The 15,753-nt window shown below is 40.9% G+C and carries 16 protein-coding genes; 4 read left to right on the top strand and 12 right to left on the bottom strand.

The window, feature by feature from the left end:
• The first annotated feature begins 53 nt into the window (after window positions 1–53).
• Window positions 54–875: a universal stress protein gene (locus WG989_RS16375; RefSeq protein WP_340431043.1), complete on the top strand. Its 822-nt coding sequence runs from the start codon at window positions 54–56 to the stop codon at window positions 873–875.
• Between the two features lie 7 nt (window positions 876–882).
• Here WG989_RS16375 and WG989_RS16370 read toward each other — a convergent pair whose 3' ends face one another.
• The 5 genes from WG989_RS16370 to WG989_RS16350 all read right to left on the bottom strand — a co-directional run bounded on the left by WG989_RS16370 (window position 883) and on the right by WG989_RS16350 (window position 6,339).
• Complete coding sequence (locus tag WG989_RS16370) at window positions 883–2,262, bottom strand: DUF58 domain-containing protein (protein WP_340431042.1); 1,380 nt, start codon at window positions 2,260–2,262, stop codon at window positions 883–885.
• A 1-nt stretch (window position 2,263) separates the two neighbouring features.
• Window positions 2,264–3,241, bottom strand: coding sequence for an AAA family ATPase (locus WG989_RS16365; RefSeq protein WP_340431040.1), 978 nt, complete (start codon window positions 3,239–3,241; stop codon window positions 2,264–2,266).
• A gap of 67 nt (window positions 3,242–3,308) precedes the next feature.
• Complete coding sequence (locus WG989_RS16360) at window positions 3,309–4,445, bottom strand: DUF4350 domain-containing protein (protein ID WP_340431039.1); 1,137 nt, start codon at window positions 4,443–4,445, stop codon at window positions 3,309–3,311.
• 86 nt (window positions 4,446–4,531) lie between these two features.
• Window positions 4,532–5,335, bottom strand: a complete 804-nt coding sequence (locus WG989_RS16355; protein WP_340431038.1) for a DUF4129 domain-containing protein — start codon at window positions 5,333–5,335, stop codon at window positions 4,532–4,534.
• The gene (locus tag WG989_RS16350; RefSeq protein WP_340431037.1) at window positions 5,332–6,339 is read right to left on the bottom strand and encodes a stage II sporulation protein M; all 1,008 of its coding nucleotides are present in this window, start codon (window positions 6,337–6,339) and stop codon (window positions 5,332–5,334) included. The genes WG989_RS16355 and WG989_RS16350 overlap by 4 nt, the downstream gene beginning before the upstream one ends.
• Window positions 6,340–6,434: 95 nt before the next feature.
• Between WG989_RS16350 and WG989_RS16345 the strand changes: the two genes are divergently transcribed.
• Entirely contained in the window at window positions 6,435–7,217 is a 783-nt protein-coding gene (locus WG989_RS16345) for an RDD family protein (RefSeq protein ID WP_340431036.1), read from the top strand.
• Between the two features lie 69 nt (window positions 7,218–7,286).
• On the opposite strand, the gene WG989_RS16340 is transcribed toward WG989_RS16345, so the two are convergent.
• From WG989_RS16340 to proS, 4 genes are all read right to left on the bottom strand, one after another.
• A complete protein-coding gene (locus tag WG989_RS16340) occupies window positions 7,287–7,634 on the bottom strand; it encodes a CCC motif membrane protein (protein ID WP_340431035.1) in 348 nt (115 codons plus the stop codon).
• A gap of 31 nt (window positions 7,635–7,665) precedes the next feature.
• Complete coding sequence (locus WG989_RS16335; RefSeq protein ID WP_340431034.1) at window positions 7,666–8,001, bottom strand: CCC motif membrane protein; 336 nt, start codon at window positions 7,999–8,001, stop codon at window positions 7,666–7,668.
• A complete protein-coding gene (locus tag WG989_RS20980) occupies window positions 8,001–8,339 on the bottom strand; it encodes a DUF2752 domain-containing protein (RefSeq protein WP_445298480.1) in 339 nt (112 codons plus the stop codon). Before WG989_RS20980 ends, WG989_RS16335 begins: the two co-directional genes overlap by 1 nt.
• An 88-nt stretch (window positions 8,340–8,427) precedes the next feature.
• Window positions 8,428–9,903 (bottom strand): proline--tRNA ligase, encoded by a 1,476-nt coding sequence (gene proS, locus WG989_RS16330; protein WP_340431032.1) that lies wholly within the window; start codon window positions 9,901–9,903, stop codon window positions 8,428–8,430.
• A gap of 155 nt (window positions 9,904–10,058) precedes the next feature.
• Here proS and WG989_RS16325 point away from each other — a divergent pair, with 155 nt between their 5' ends.
• Window positions 10,059–10,850, top strand: a complete 792-nt coding sequence (locus WG989_RS16325; protein ID WP_340431030.1) for a hypothetical protein — start codon at window positions 10,059–10,061, stop codon at window positions 10,848–10,850.
• Window positions 10,851–10,886: 36 nt separating this feature from the next.
• On the top strand, window positions 10,887–12,482 hold the full coding sequence (locus tag WG989_RS16320; RefSeq protein ID WP_340431029.1) for an OmpP1/FadL family transporter: 1,596 nt from the start codon (window positions 10,887–10,889) through the stop codon (window positions 12,480–12,482).
• 27 nt (window positions 12,483–12,509) lie between these two features.
• On the opposite strand, the gene miaA is transcribed toward WG989_RS16320, so the two are convergent.
• From miaA to WG989_RS16305, 3 genes are all read right to left on the bottom strand, one after another.
• Window positions 12,510–13,427, bottom strand: coding sequence for a tRNA (adenosine(37)-N6)-dimethylallyltransferase MiaA (gene miaA / locus WG989_RS16315; protein ID WP_340431028.1), 918 nt, complete (start codon window positions 13,425–13,427; stop codon window positions 12,510–12,512).
• A gap of 120 nt (window positions 13,428–13,547) precedes the next feature.
• Window positions 13,548–14,123, bottom strand: a complete 576-nt coding sequence (locus WG989_RS16310; RefSeq protein WP_340431027.1) for an IS1096 element passenger TnpR family protein — start codon at window positions 14,121–14,123, stop codon at window positions 13,548–13,550.
• A 78-nt stretch (window positions 14,124–14,201) separates the two neighbouring features.
• Window positions 14,202–15,683, bottom strand: coding sequence for a CCA tRNA nucleotidyltransferase (locus tag WG989_RS16305; protein ID WP_340431026.1), 1,482 nt, complete (start codon window positions 15,681–15,683; stop codon window positions 14,202–14,204).
• Window positions 15,684–15,753 lie beyond the last annotated feature (70 nt).

Here is a 15,753-nt window from a genome sequence, read left to right as displayed (position 1 = left end):
TTATCATGGTTCAGGGAAGATCATACAATTAGTTTTATAGAAACTTAGTTAGTATGAAAACGATTCTTGTGCCGGTTGATTTTTCTTCAACATCTCTCAATGCTGCATCATATGCATTACAATATGCCAAACAAGTGGGTGGCAAACTTATGCTCATTCATGCCTTTCAGGCGCCATTGGTTTATCCCTTGTATCAGGGTATTGAAATTACGCCTGAGGGTATGCGTGAGATCAATAAACGTGAATTGAAATTATTGGCGGATCAGTTGTCGGAACTGGAGCCATTGATCAAAGTTGAGCATTTACTCTTTGATGGAAAACTATTGGAAGTGATACATGATCTCACCGACGCCATGCAGGTTGCTTTTATTGTAATGGGCATTACGGGTGCAGGCAAACTCAAAGAAACATTGGTGGGCAGTAATACACTTGCTGTTGCCAAAAATTGTAAAGTACCGGTGTTGATTGTGCCGGAAAATGCAGCATTTAAAAAGATCACTGATATCGGACTCACCACTGATTTCCGGGATGTGGTAAAAACGATTCCGGATGAACTGGTGAAAGAACTGGTTAAGTCAACTGCAGCCAGACTGCATGTGTTGAATGTTGATTTCAAAAACAGGCAATGGACTGCCGACACGCCTTTTCAAAGTGGTTTGATTGAAACCATGTTCAGTCATTATCACCCCCAATATCATTTTATTGATAAAGAAGATATGGTGGAAGGGTTGAATGAATACGCAGAAAAATTCAGTATTGAATTATTATTGGTGGTACCGCAAAAACACAACCTGGTTGAACGGATCTTTTCAGGAAGTCATACGAAGGAACTGGTGTTTCACAGCAATGTACCGGTGATGGTGATGCATGAATAATGAATTGTCAGATCGCCTGTCTTGTTTTGATCTCAATATATTTATTGATGGTATTTACCGTTACGTTTTCCGGAGCGGTTAAAATACTCAGGATACCTGCATTCTGCAGTTCCTTTACGATCAGCTGTTTTTCATGCATGTATTTGCCTGCAATTGTTTTTACATAGAGGTCTTCAATATCACTTACATTTTGCACGGACACCTGTTTCAACTCCGTATTCTCAAAAAATACAAGTAATAATAAATGATACTTGGCGATCCGTTTCAGATACAGCATTTGCCGTTGCATACCGGCCAGTGATTCAAAGTTGGTGAAAAGAATAAGCAGACTGCGTTGTTTTATTGTAGCTCTTATTTGTGTGTACAATAATTCAAAATCGGATTCCAAAAACGCTGTTTGCTGATTATAGAGCAGCTGCAATACTTTTTCCAACTGTACCGGTTTACGATCAGCAGCCAACACCGATCCCATTTTATTACTGAAAGTGAGCAATCCAAACTTATCCTGCCGGTACAATGCCACATTACACATAACCAGGCTTGCATTTATGGCATGATCAAGTAATGTGAGATCATTGAATGGCATTTTCATCAAACGTCCCTTATCGATTACGCAATACACCTGCTGACTTTTTTCATCGGTGTACGAGTTTACCATCAACGATGTTTTGCGTGCCGTTGCTTTCCAGTTGATATTGCGTACATCATCGCCCTGCACATATTCTTTCACCTGTTCAAATTCCATGCTATGGCCGATCTTCCGCAAACGGCGGTTACCTGCTTCTTTTGTTTGGGCGGCTTCTGCCTGTAGTTGATACTGACGCATACGTATAAACGAAGGATACACCGGTATCATCCGTTCTTCTGCACCTGTGAATTTCCGCTCGACCAATCCCAGCAGCGATTGCACAAATACCTGCACAAATCCAAACTGATATTCACCCCGCTCAGTTGGACGAAGATGATAATGCAACACACGATTTTCACCGGGTTTTAATTGCAGCTTCATCGAGAAATCACGTTTTTGGAATTGCATCGGCAATTCATCAATCAGTTCAACTTTGATTTGAAACGGATACCTGTTTTTTAGCTGAAGCTGAATCGGGTTCTCATCACCATTACTTAACCGTTCTGGAACGATGCGTTCAATTGCCGGTTTCCGGTTGATCACAAAAAGAAAAAACAAGTCGGCCAGTAACGCAATACTCAGTAGCAGGAAAAATACCTGTGCCGGCATTTCCATTGCGGGAAAAAAGAAGGCGATCAGAAACAGGCAAATGTTTACTGCCAACAGTTGAAAAAAACGGTTGCTGATGTACAAGGTCTTCAGTACAAACTGCGACAGTACATACGTTACTCCACCTGCTAATAGTAGTAGCCAGAACATATTATCTTGGAACCTCCAGTGATTTGATGATACGATCGATCAATTCATCGGCTGTAACACCTTCCATTTCTTTTTCAGGTGTAAGAATGATGCGGTGACGTAATACATGCGGTGCCACTTCAATGATATCCTCAGGTGTAATAAAGTCACGGCCACGCATAGCTGCAAATGCTTTGGATGCTTTTACAATGGCCAATGATGCACGTGGTGAGGCACCCAGGAACAGCGATGGATTGTTTCTTGTTTCATTCACAATCCGTGCAATAAATTCCAGCAGTTTATGCTCTACCACTATCTGGCGAATCGTTTCCCTGTAATGTGCAATATCTGAAGCGGATAATACTTTTACAATTTCATTTAACAGATGACGGTTATCGGCCTGGTGCTGATTCGTAAGAATGATCACCTCTTCTTCTAAAGTTGGATACCCAACTTCAATTTTAAACAGGAAACGATCGAGCTGTGCTTCCGGTAAACGATACGTACCTTCCTGATCAACCGGGTTCTGCGTAGCAAGTACCATGAAAGGAACGGTCATTTGATAGGTCGTACCATCAACTGTTACCTGTCGTTCTTCCATCACTTCAAATAAAGCTGATTGTGTTTTTGCTGGTGCACGGTTGATCTCATCGATCAATACAATATTGCTGAACAAAGGCCCGGCTTTGAACTGGAAGCTGGCTTCTTTTGGATTGAACACCGATGTGCCGAGCACATCACTTGGCATCAAATCAGGAGTAAACTGAATGCGTGAAAAATCTGCGTCAATTAATTTTGCCATCAACTTCGCTGATAATGTTTTGGCAACGCCGGGTACACCTTCAATAAGGATATGTCCGTCAGCCAAAATGCCGGCGATCATCAACTCTACCATCTGCTCCTGCCCTACAATTACTTTACCCACTGCTTCACGTATAGTAGCAATAGCGTTGTTGAGTTGTGTAAGATCAGTCCGTTGTTCAAAAAATTGATTTTCCATGAATGCTATTTTAAAAATTAAGTCTGTTCAATTTGTTTTAAGTACGAGGTACGAAGTTTGAAGTACGCTATCCGTACTTCTTATTAATGAATTGTTGTATCCGGTTATTGTATTCCAGCAATTCTTCATCACTTACCTTATGCGATTCCTGTAATTGCTGTATGAATTGAAAAAACTGTTTTACTTCCATTTCATGTACACCACTTTTCCGTGAAAGTGATGAAAAGAATTCCTGGTTAAGATGCGCTGTGTTTAAATAGTAATGAGTACGAATGTATTCCAGAAAATAGGTGGTCATTTTATGAACAATGTTCGGATTGTCTTTTTTCTGCAGATACAAACGGCCAATGGTTTCAACAAATGATTTACTGGCGTTGCTGTTTACCGGTTTAATAGGTACAGAACGTTGCCTGCGTTTACTGGCGAATGAAATGTACAGGATCATTAATGCCATTCCTAACAAGAGCGCCCATTTCAACATCGGATATTTGAGGAATACAGCAAACGATGAAAAATTTTCGTTTGGTAATTTACCAATGCGGTAATAGTCATCCCAATAAACTGCCCGTCGTTGTGCACTCATAAAACTGAATACATCTTCCATGTACCCCTTATTCTCATTTTGCAATAAAAAATAATTACTGAAGGCTTCGGGGTTGAGATGAAAAAAGAAACGTCCTTTTCCATGAATAAGCGAAATATAATTGGGCGCATCTTCTTCGTTAACACCAAGTGTTACTGCACCAATACTATCGGGCCGTAAAAAATGTGCATCCAATGGATAATAAAAAAAGCCATATTTTTTAGGGGCTTTTGTGTCCTCACGAAGTGCCGATACTGTTGTAAAATGCATCGGTCCGGCGGTATCCATTTTTGTTTGAAACATACTGCTCACTGTGAAGTATTGTGCATTGATCCCTAATGTATCGAGCAATTGATCATCGATATACTCGGCTGAAATAAACACATGGTTTCCATTATCTACATATTGCAACAAGGCTTCCCGGTCTCTGTCGCTCATCAACATTCGGCGGCTTATTACCACATACAAACTATTCCTGTTTCCAAGATTGTACATCCAGTTCTCGTAAAAAGGTTTTGTAAGTGTTTCCACACCAGTTTCGCTGTATTTATTTTGCAACATCGTAAACGCAGTGTACGTGCCAAACGGTTTTTTACTTCGCTTGGAATAACTGCGTGACATGTCTGGCAGCTTTACTTCATCCTTGTCGTTGCAGGCATGGAGTACGCTGATGAAACATACGAACAAACAATATCGTAAAAGACGGCTCAATGTTGTTTGATGCTTTGGTGAAACTGATCAAATTCCTGTTTAACGGGTTCAAACACATCTGCTGCAATGTTGAAATCACCATACCATGCATATTCATAGTGCAGTGTTATGCGTGCAAAACTTTGTTTCAATTGCGGCTTTGCTAATTCACGAACGTATTGGTAGTTGGTTTTGTCGGGCGAAAGTTGCAACCATCCTTTTTCTGCAAGCCGGGACAAGGATTGCAGATAGAGAAAACGAATTGCCAATCGATAATTCTTGTTACGGATAGCTTCATTCAACTGCTGATCAAGATATATTTCATCTGTTACCGGTTCATCTTCCACTTCCAGTTGTTTATTGCGTGTGGGCGATGCAAACAAACCCCGGTCGGACAAAAACACACGATACAGCACAAACAGTAAAGCGCCGATCAATAATATCCACAGAATGGTTCGCACAATTGGAAAAATATCGACTGGTTCTTTGTCAGGCGACTGCTCTTTCTGTTTTTTCAACATCATCTCCTGACGCTTTCGCAACAAACTATCCAGCTTTGCAGCATAGGCAAAATCTTTATCCTTTTTAATACGTTGAATACTATCCATTGGATAAGTCCAATACGATTGCACTAACGAAGTATCTGCAGCAATTTCTTCTTCATCATCATCTTCATAATATTCTTCATCTGTAACAGCAGTTGTATCTACAGCTACAGGAGCTTCCACAACAACAGTATCCATTTCCTGAGCATACGTCGATACAACTGCTCCGGTGAGAAGCAGCAATATCAACCATACATGTTTCAGGGATTTGCTCATGCGGAAATTTTAGCTGCAAGTGCCGGGTTGTTATTCAATCGTTTTTCCAAGCGGATGGGATAGATCACAAAGTACCAAACGATAAAAAGAAAGGAAACAGTTAATATACTTACACTGAGGGCAACTGGCAACGATGTATTTGTTGATTTGTCAAACGCATTTGAACTCAGGTAGGTAATATAACTCTCAAGGAATGCAGCAAGAATGGTAATGGGAACAAGGCTTACACAAATTTTCATAGCATCTTTTACACCCCGTTTAAACGAGTGCCACCTTGCGTAGGTGCCCGGAAATAATATGCTTCTGGCAAGTACAAAACCTGCACATGCTTCAATGATCATTCCTGAAATTTCCAATGTTCCGTGTATCCAGATCACCAACACACTTTGCCAGCCAAGACCTTTTGCAAAGAACATGTATTGAAAACTGCCCAGCATAATGCAGTTCTGAAAAAATACCAGCATTGTACCAATGCCAAAAAAGATACCGCCTGCTACCATTAAAAAACCAACCTTGATATTGTTGAACGCAATACGCACCAACATTGAAAAACGACTGTCGTCACGATATACGCCAAACGGATCGCCTTTTTCGATATTCTCTTCCGTCATTGATACATAATTCTCGCCTAATACACCACGAACAAATTCATCATCTTTCATTGATGAGAAAACAGCCATTGAAACAAACAAAATAAAAATGAGAAAGGTGTACAGTAACATCCGGTGATACTTACGGAACATCAACGGCAATTCATATTGCCAGAATGTAATGAGACGTGAAAAGCGTTGCTTTTTATTTTGGTAGATGGTTTGGTAAATACTTACTGCCAAACTGTTGATCCATCGGGTTACTTTACTGTGCGGATAAAAGGTTTTGGCATAACTCAAGTCATCGAGCAATGTAATAAACCGGTCAGCCATTTGATCCGGATCTTCGGTTTGCAGGTATTGGTATTCATTCCATTTCTGCGCATTCTTTTTAATAAACAGTGCTTCTCTCATAGTGAGTCAGGAAAAATTGAAAATACCAAGTAATTTTTAAATACCGCCAACTGTGGAAGAAATTATTCCTTTATTTTACAAACAGAAACAATCGTATGTCGAACGTACAGATCAGCACACCGTTTAATATTTCACTCGATTTTGAAATAGCACCTTTCTTTAAGCGTTTGGTTGCTTACTTTCTTGATCTGATGATCATGGTGGCGTATGCTGTATTCATGCGTTACTTTCTTTATTCCGGTTTGCAGTTGGAAGGTGAGTCGGCCATGGGAATAGATATCCTGCTTGTTTCGGTTCCACTCCTGCTCTATCATTTGGTGTTTGAGATCATTTTTCACGGACAGAGTTTGGGTAAAATGGCCATGGGGATTCGTGTAATGAGTATGGATGGCGGCGACCCTGCCATCAGCCAGTATTTGCTGCGATGGTTTTTTCGGGTGTGGGAATGGCCGCTTGTATTTTCATTTGTATATCCCGGCTTTTGGATCATTTATCAATTGATCATTGTCGGAATGTTTGGAATTATTGTCATCATCATTATTGCTGTTACCGCAAAGAATCAGCGGCTGGGCGATCTTGCGGCAAATACAGCTATTGTGAACACACGTATTCAGAGTTCCATACACGATACTGTTTTTATGGAGATCACACAAAAAGATTACCAGGTTAAATTTCCACAAGTGTTGAAGTTGAGCGACCGTGATATTAATACCATCAAAACGGTATTGAATCAATCGTACAAACGAAATAATTTTGAAACAGCTCATCGTATTGCCGGACGTATCAAGACAGTGTTAGGCATTGAATCGGATATGGAAGTGGATCTGTTTCTGGAACAGTTGATCGCTGATTATAATTATTTAGCTACACGAGAATAAGTCAGCAAAACTATTGGATACAAAAAAGCCGTTTCAGTTGAAACGGCTTTTGTATGACTGGTCATTAATTTATTTTTGCATTTCCTGCATTCTGCGCATCATTTCATCCGGATTGCCAATTGCATCCATTCCGATCATTGCAATAAAGATCACAATAAACAAAAGATACAAGGCTGATAGAATAATTCCGATGATAGCACAAATTCGGCCTGCATTCATATTCTTAAAACTGGCCTGTGTAAACAAGTCAGGCGATTCGGCAAAGAGTTTCTTGTCTTTTGAAGCCAGTACAATGGCAATAATTCCGAGAATTAATCCAAGGATACCGTAACAAAAACAGGTAACGATTGATAAAATGCCAAGTACCAATACGGCAGTTGCGTTTGGTAAGGGACGTTGCGCTTGAAGTTGATCCATGTTGTTGGTTTGATATGGTTAAAAGTTGATGTTATTCGAAACCGCCACTTGCAGCAGCACCTACTGATGCAACAAGAAATACAATAAAGATGATGTAAACGAGGATGCCGACCAGTTGCAATACAATTCCAATGATGGCACAAATGCGGCCGGTTTTGATATTACTCAATGATGCAGGGCTGTACATACCCGGATTTGCATTATACAAAGCCATGTCCTTCTTTGCCATTACCAGTGCAATAATGCCTGTAATAAAGCAAATAACAATTGACAAAATACCTAATACCAATACAGCTGTTGCGTTAGGTAATGGTGGTTGTACCTGTTGTGGGTTGTTTGATAAATAATCCTGCTGATTTTGTTCCATTAAGTTAAGTTTTGGTGAGTTACAATTTTGTAAATATAATGTACGAGAATAATTATTGCACAAAAAATATAAAGGCCCGAAAGTACCTTCGCTCCGTTCGAAAAACGAAAGTATAAATGCAGTAAAAGATAACAGAAAAGGAATAAGATGGGAATGGCAGCAGGGTATAACTGAAAACTGTTGAGCAAATCTCCTTTCATCAACGCAATATAGCTCCGCTGCAATCCACAGCCCGGACATTCAAGATGGAAAAGTTGTTTACTGGGGCAGGTAAGCAAATTGCTTTCCAGCCAGCGAATAGCATTCGAATAAAAACTATTCAGCAGGATTGTTTGCATTTTTCAAACTTACAATTCTCAACCAAATTTTTAAAATAAAAAAGCACGGCTGCAAAGCCGTGCTGTGTTGTTCTATAGTTGTGTGAACTTAATACGCTAATGCAAATAACACCCGCTCTTTCGATGGTTTACCTGTAAGAATACAAACCCCTTCCTCCTGCTCATTATTCAATGGAATGCAACGGATGGTTGCTTTTGTTTTTGTTTTGATCTCTTCTTCTGTTTCTGCAGTACCATCCCAATGCGCAGCCACAAATCCGCCTTTGGTATTCAAGGTTTCAACAAATGCATCCCAGGTTTCCACTTTGGTGATATGACTGTCACGATACGCCTTTGCTTTATTAAACATATTCTGCTGAATTTCATCCAGCAGTTGATGAAGATGCTGCGCCAGTCCATCCATACTCACCGTTGCTTTTGTTTTTTCATCTCTCCGTGCAACTTCGGCTGTATTATTTTCAAGGTCACGACCACCAATAGCGATCCGCACAGGTACACCTTTCAACTCATGTTCAGCAAATTTCCATCCCGGTCTTGCATTATCGGTATCGTCATATTTCACACGCACACCCAATGCTTTGAGTTCGGCTATCAATATTTGTACTTTGTCAGAAATAGCTTTTAACTGTTCTTCGCCTTTATAGATGGGAACAATCACAATTTGTAATGGTGCAATTTTCGGAGGCAGGATCAATCCCTGATCATCACTATGCGCCATCACCAATCCACCGATGAGGCGTGTACTTACACCCCAACTGGTAGCCCATACATATTCCAGTTTGTTTTCTTTATCGCTGAACTTTACGTCAAACGCTTTGGCAAAATTTTGTCCGAGGAAATGGGAAGTGCCTGCCTGCAATGCCTTGCCATCCTGCATCAATGCTTCAATGCAATACGTATCTTCTGCACCTGCAAAACGCTCATTGACCGTTTTTACACCTTTGATCACGGGAACTGCCATCCATTCTTCGGCAAATTGTGCATACACATCCAACATCTTTCTTGTTTCTTCAACTGCTTCCTGCGCTGTGGCATGGGCTGTATGTCCTTCCTGCCATAAAAATTCGGCCGTACGTAAAAACAAACGTGTTCGCATTTCCCAACGCACCACGTTGGCCCATTGGTTGATCAGCAACGGAAGATCACGGTACGATTGGATCCAGTCTTTGTATGTATTCCAGATAATGGTTTCAGAAGTTGGACGAACGATCAACTCTTCTTCCAGTTTTGCATCGGGATCAACGATGATGCCACCGCCATTCGGATCGTTCTTTAAACGGTAATGTGTTACCACCGCACACTCCTTTGCAAAGCCTTCAACGTGTGCAGCTTCTTTGCTTAAAAAACTTTTAGGGATGAAAAGCGGGAAATAAGCATTTACATGCCCGGTTTCTTTGAACATTTTGTCTAACTGATCACGCATGTTTTCCCATAAAGCAAAGCCATATGGTTTGATGACCATGCATCCCCGAACGGCTGAGTAATCAGCTAATCCACCTTTTAAAATGAGATCGTTGTACCATTGCGAATAATCCTTTTCACGAGTTGTAATTGCCGCTGCCATTGTTCAATTCCTTTATAAGACGTTTAGAGTTATATTAACAACCCAAAAGCAACGAAAAATGCCCTTTGGTTTGTCATTTGTTAAAATATAGAAAGCACTATTTATGGAGTTGCAAAAGTAGTAACTTCACAGTACAAACCTCAAATTCAAAACATATGGCAACCAGATTTTTACTCGTTGGTTTGATCATGGCAGGAATGAGTTCCTGCGCAACCTATCGTACCGGACAAACGCCCGATGATGTTTATTATTCTCCTGAACGCACATATGATGCATATGTGGAAGTAGATCGTGACCGGGATGATCGTGTTTCGTATAACAACGACCGCAATCTGGAAGATCGTCGTTTGCGTCAGCAAATACGTGACCCACGCTTCCGTTTTGAAGATGATGTATATTGGAATACTCCACGCTATAACAGCTGGGGTTGGAATACATGGAACAACCCTTACAACACTTGGGGTTGGAATACTTGGAATAATCCTTATAATTCATGGGCATGGAACAGTGGATGGAACAACCTGCATGGCTTCGGCTACAACGGTTGGAACTCACCGTTCATCTGCATTCCTGGAAGCAATAATCTGATCGTTATATCAGGCCCCGGCGCTCCCAAATACAGCACTGGTATCCGTTACTCGGCTCCTATTCAGCGATTCAGTAACGCAGGTACAAATTACAACTACGGCAAAACTGCAACCGGAACGGGCAGCCGTTACTTCAACAACAATACCAATACAACCCGTCGTACAGGTTTCTTTGGTGGAAGTAACAACAATACCTTCAGCTCCGGCGACAGAGGATCAAGCAGCCGCATGTTTGGTAACAACAACAGCAACTCATCTGGCAGCAGCCGTACAATGAGTAGTGGTTCGTCGTCAAGCAGCAGCTCTTCATCAAGTGGCAACACTAAATCAGGAGGATCTTCTGGTGGCCGTCGTAACTAAATAATGCCCTTATTTCTCAGGTAATAACATTGTAATATGAAACGTATTTTCATAACTGGAATTAGTATGTGCCTCCTGCAAGCAACTTATGCGCAGGATATATTTGATGCCTTACGCTATTCCTACCCCTCTATTTCAGGTTCGGCCCGTATTCAGGCAATCGGAGGAACCAATATTTCGCTTGGAGGCGATATCAGTTCAACCTTTATCAATCCGGCAGGTTTGGGACAATACAAAACGAATGAAATAGTTTTTACACCCGGCTTCAATTTTAATACGCTCAAAACAGATTATAATGATATCACTACAAAAGGAACCAAGGGCAAATTGAATGGCGGTACAAGTGGTGTGATCTTCAGTTTTGGAAACCGTTTCAGAAGCAGCAATATCCGCAATACAACATTTTCACTGGCTGTAAATCAATCAGCAAACTTCAATTCTCAATTTGCATATGGCGGCCGAAATTTGAATAGTTCTTATACCGAAAAATGGTTGGAAGAAATTGTTCGGAGCGGCTATACCGATTTTGATAATATCCGCAGCAGATTTCCATTGGGTGCAAGTCAGGCATATGAATCGTACCTGATCGATATCGATCAAAACAACAATACCATTTTTACCAATGCAGACATCAGCAAAAATCTGGATCAGTCATTTGCTTATGAAACAAAAGGCGGGTTGACTGAAGCCGCTGCTGCCCTTGCGTGGAATTTGAATGAAAAAATATTGTATGGAATTACCATTGGTATTCCTATTGTGCAGTTTGATCGTAAGACAACGATCTCAGAAAAAGACGGCACCGGCAATACAGATAACGATTTTGAAAGTTTCACCTTTACCGAAAATCTTTCAACAAGAGGTGGCGGTTTCAACGCAAAGTTGGGCGTGATCTTTAAGCCGGTGGAATATTTCCGTATTGGCTTAACGTTTCACTCGCCTTCGCTTATGACACTTACTGATTATACAAGTGCATCCATCACCAGCAATATCGAAAACTATTCACGGAAAGTGAATAATGATCCTAACAGACCAACATCATACACTTACAATACAGGTGATGTAAACGAAGTAGCGGGAATTGATGGTGATGAAAACAGGTACAGCTACCGGCTAACAACGCCATGGCGTGCTGGACTTGGTCTTTCGTACGTATTTCGTGAAATAAGTGATGTTACCAAACAAAAAGCGTTTATTTCAGGAGATGTTGAATTGATCAACTACAAAGGAATGAAATATGCTACCAGTGCCGGCGGTGATGATGGAACTTATTTCAGTTCACTGAATCAATCCATAGATGAAGTTTATAAAATGGCGGTGAATGCAAGAGTTGGCGGCGAATTGAAATTCGAAACATTTATGGTGCGTGCTGGTTTGAATTTTATGAGCAGCCCTTACAATAAAGATTATGTTACCGATGAAGCAGGTGAAGTATTGAAAGCATGGAGATTGACTCCAAGTCTTGGTATCGGCTATCGTGATAAAGGATTTTTTGCTGACCTGTCTTATCTGCATGGTATTAGCAACGGTTTTCATATCCCATACACGTTGGAAAATCCGAACATACCTACTCCGTACGCAAAAAACAAGATCACGAACGGACAGGTTATTGCAACTGTTGGATTTAAATTCTAATTACGAAATTATAAATAGAAGCCGGCATCAGATTGATGCCGGCTTTTTTATTTTCGTTTCAACATAGTCAATGATCTCTTGCAGTATTGATGGATGAAACCATCGCATTGCTTCATCACGTTTGAACCAGGTGAGCTGGCGCTTGGCATAATGCCGTGAATTTTGCTTAATCTTGTCGATCGCTTTTTCAAGACTCATATTGCCATCAAAAAAATCAAACAACTCACGGTAGCCTACTGTTTGTAATGCGTTGAGATGGCGAAGCGCATAAACATCTTTCGCTTCCTGTAACAAGCCTTCATCCATCATCACATCAACACGGTGATTAATGCGTTGATACAATTCTTCTCTAGGAAGATCAAGACCGATCTTTATGATATTGAAATCCCTTTGCTGCTTCTCTCCTTTCCGAAAGCTGAGTATCGAAGTACTTGTTGATCGTACCACTTCCAATGCACGGAGCATGCGTTGCGGATTTTGCATCTCGCCTTTTTCTGCAAATAACGGATCGTATTGCTGCAGTTGTTGTTGCAGCCATTCGATTCCGTGCTGCTGATAGTTTTGTTGCAGCTCTTGTCGTAACGTTTCATCAACAGCCGGTATTTCATCCATGCCTTCGCAAAATGCTTTGATGTACAAACCCGTTCCGCCAACCATTACAACCACATCTTGCTTTTGGAATAGTTCAGCAACTACTTCCAAGGCGTATTTCTCATAAGAAGCTGCGGTAATCGTATCGAGAATGGAATGGGAGTTGATGAAATGATGTTTTACCTCCTTTAATTCTGTTGTGGAAGGCTTGGCAACACCTATGGTGATTTCTCTGAAACATTGCCTTGAATCGGCTGAGATGATCTCTGTGTTGAAATGCTTAGCCAGTTGGATGGCAACGGCTGTTTTACCAACAGCTGTTGGCCCTGCGATAAGAATAACTGTTTTGTTCATGTGTCTGATGAGTTTGTAAAGAACTCAACCGGTGTCTGACGTACCGAAGAGCGTCTGACACATTTCTAAAAAATAAACTAATTGAAAGTCGTAAATAATTGTTCCGTTCGACGAAGTGTATTAAAATGCAGTTTCCTCTTCGTCGGTTTGTGTTGCTTCTTCTTCCTCATCGTTCACACTGTCAGCATCAGCTTCACCTTCCTCACCAAATCCTTCTGCACCGGCGGTGAGATCATATTTCTCCTCCATTTCAGCCAGCTTATCACCTACCAATCCTTTTGTTCCGTATTGGCTCGGTGCAATGCCTTCTGTACGGATAACCGACGGATAGGTTGTTTTTGGATTTTCTTCTTTGCTTACGTTGATGAGCTCCACCATGAACGTCCAGTTCTTATTGAAATCATACACGTACACAAATTTCTGGTTTGGTTCACGTATTTCAGTGCCTACTGCCGTTTCTTCCATTAACAATGGCTCAGCCTTGTAAGCCTTGTCATATTTCTCCAATGAAATTTCACGGCCCTGTTGCCAGAGGTCGTTGCTGCGAAAGAAAGTAGCCTTGTGCTTATTATCAAATTCATAAGCCTTTAGGATCGTTTCGTGCAGATCCTTAAAATTTTGTGTATGCCTAATGACAACATCACGATAAACCGCATCATCATCTTCCCAATAAATCCTGAAACGTAGAATAGCCATAAAGCAATTTGAACATGAAGAAATTTGAAAATGGAATACAGTTGCTTCTGTAGCAAAGATTCTCTCACAAATGTAAAATTATTCGTTCACAGGAACAAGATTAACTTCCTTTGCTTTTTGCAGCATAAAAGCGTAAGCGGCATCATAATTGTTTTCAATATCGCCATCCAGAATCGCATCTTTAATAGCGGTTTTTAAATCGCCTACTATGCGTGAAGGTGGCACATTGAAGGTTTTCATGATCAGTTCGCCGGTAATGGGTGGTTGCCAGTTACGGATATGATCTTTTTCTTCTACTTCTTTACAACGCTGACGCACCATTTCGAAATTCTGCAGATACCGTTGTACTTTTTGTTGATTCTTTGACGTGATATCGGCATTACACAGGGTCATCAATGCATCAAAATCCTCTCCGGCATCAAATAATAAACGGCGGATAGCACTGTCCGTTATGTTTTCTTTTGTTAAGCTGATGGGACGCAGATGCAATTCCACCATCTTGCGGACAAACTTCATCTTTTCATTTGCCGGAAGTTTTAATTGCGCAAAGATCTTGGGCACCATGCGGCCACCAACTACTTCATGTCCGTGAAATGTCCAACCATGCCCTTGTTCAAAACGTTTGGTGGCTGGTTTTGCAATATCATGAAGAATGGCTGCCCAACGCAACCACAGATCAGTTGTATTTTCTGAAATATTATCAAGCACCTGAAGTGTATGGTAGAAATTATCTTTATGGCCTTTGCCATCGATATATTCTGCTCCTGCCAGATCAACCATTTGCGGAAAGAACAATTTCAATAAACCACTTTTGTATAACAGATCAAAACCAACCGATGGCTTTTTGCTCAACACAATTTTATTGAGTTCATCTGCAATTCGCTCTTTGGAAATGATATGAATACGATGCGCATTTTCAATAATGCCCAGCCATGTTTCAGGTAAGATTGTAAAATCAAGTTGCGATGCAAAACGAATCGCCCGCATCATCCGCAACGGATCATCACTGAATGTGGTGCCGGGTTCTAATGGTGTACGGATGATCTTTAATTTCAGGTCTTCAACTCCGTTAAACGGATCGACCAACGCACCAAAGTCATCTTTATTTAAACTGATGGCAAGTGCATTAATGGTAAAGTCTCTGCGTTTCTGATCATCTTCCAATGTGCCCGGTTCTACTTCGGGCTTACGTGAATGTGATGCGTAGCTTTCTTTTCGTGCACCAACGAATTCTATTTCAAAGTCGCCGTGTTTTATGTTAGCTGTACCAAATGTTTTGAAAATGGAAACCTGCGGTAATGGATTGAACTGCTTCGCAACTTCATTCGCCAATTCAATCCCATCGCCTACACAAACAAAATCCAGATCTTTACAGTTCCGCTGCAAGAGTTTATCACGCACAAAGCCACCAACGAGGTAGCAAGGCACATTCAAACGTTGTGCACAATCACCTATGATCTTCAGTAGTTCTAATTCCTTTGTGGTACAGTCAATCATCATACGGCGGCAAAAATACGGAAACGATTTCTGATGGAAGAAGTAAGAGGTAGGAAGACTCACCCCTGTTTGTTTGAACTATATATAGCATTCAAACACCCCTCCCAGTAGGGGGTAACATTTTGAAAGTTTA

The sequence above is a fragment of the Lacibacter sp. H407 genome, assembly GCF_037892605.1.
Taxonomy (GTDB): domain Bacteria; phylum Bacteroidota; class Bacteroidia; order Chitinophagales; family Chitinophagaceae; genus Lacibacter.
Note: the sequence above shows the minus strand (reverse complement) of the source record. Positions and strands in the feature narration are given on the sequence as shown.

Coding starts and splice junctions, on each gene's coding strand:
- WG989_RS16375 (WP_340431043.1), top strand. CDS start 54: ATGAAAACGATTCTTGTGCCGGTTGATTTTTCTTCAACATCTCTCAAT.
- WG989_RS16370 (WP_340431042.1), bottom strand. CDS start 2,262: ATGTTCTGGCTACTACTATTAGCAGGTGGAGTAACGTATGTACTGTCG.
- WG989_RS16365 (WP_340431040.1), bottom strand. CDS start 3,241: ATGGAAAATCAATTTTTTGAACAACGGACTGATCTTACACAACTCAAC.
- WG989_RS16360 (WP_340431039.1), bottom strand. CDS start 4,445: ATGTCACGCAGTTATTCCAAGCGAAGTAAAAAACCGTTTGGCACGTAC.
- WG989_RS16355 (WP_340431038.1), bottom strand. CDS start 5,335: ATGAGCAAATCCCTGAAACATGTATGGTTGATATTGCTGCTTCTCACC.
- WG989_RS16350 (WP_340431037.1), bottom strand. CDS start 6,339: ATGAGAGAAGCACTGTTTATTAAAAAGAATGCGCAGAAATGGAATGAA.
- WG989_RS16345 (WP_340431036.1), top strand. CDS start 6,435: ATGTCGAACGTACAGATCAGCACACCGTTTAATATTTCACTCGATTTT.
- WG989_RS16340 (WP_340431035.1), bottom strand. CDS start 7,634: ATGGATCAACTTCAAGCGCAACGTCCCTTACCAAACGCAACTGCCGTA.
- WG989_RS16335 (WP_340431034.1), bottom strand. CDS start 8,001: ATGGAACAAAATCAGCAGGATTATTTATCAAACAACCCACAACAGGTA.
- WG989_RS20980 (WP_445298480.1), bottom strand. CDS start 8,339: ATGCAAACAATCCTGCTGAATAGTTTTTATTCGAATGCTATTCGCTGG.
- proS (WP_340431032.1), bottom strand. CDS start 9,903: ATGGCAGCGGCAATTACAACTCGTGAAAAGGATTATTCGCAATGGTAC.
- WG989_RS16325 (WP_340431030.1), top strand. CDS start 10,059: ATGGCAACCAGATTTTTACTCGTTGGTTTGATCATGGCAGGAATGAGT.
- WG989_RS16320 (WP_340431029.1), top strand. CDS start 10,887: ATGAAACGTATTTTCATAACTGGAATTAGTATGTGCCTCCTGCAAGCA.
- miaA (WP_340431028.1), bottom strand. CDS start 13,427: ATGAACAAAACAGTTATTCTTATCGCAGGGCCAACAGCTGTTGGTAAA.
- WG989_RS16310 (WP_340431027.1), bottom strand. CDS start 14,123: ATGGCTATTCTACGTTTCAGGATTTATTGGGAAGATGATGATGCGGTT.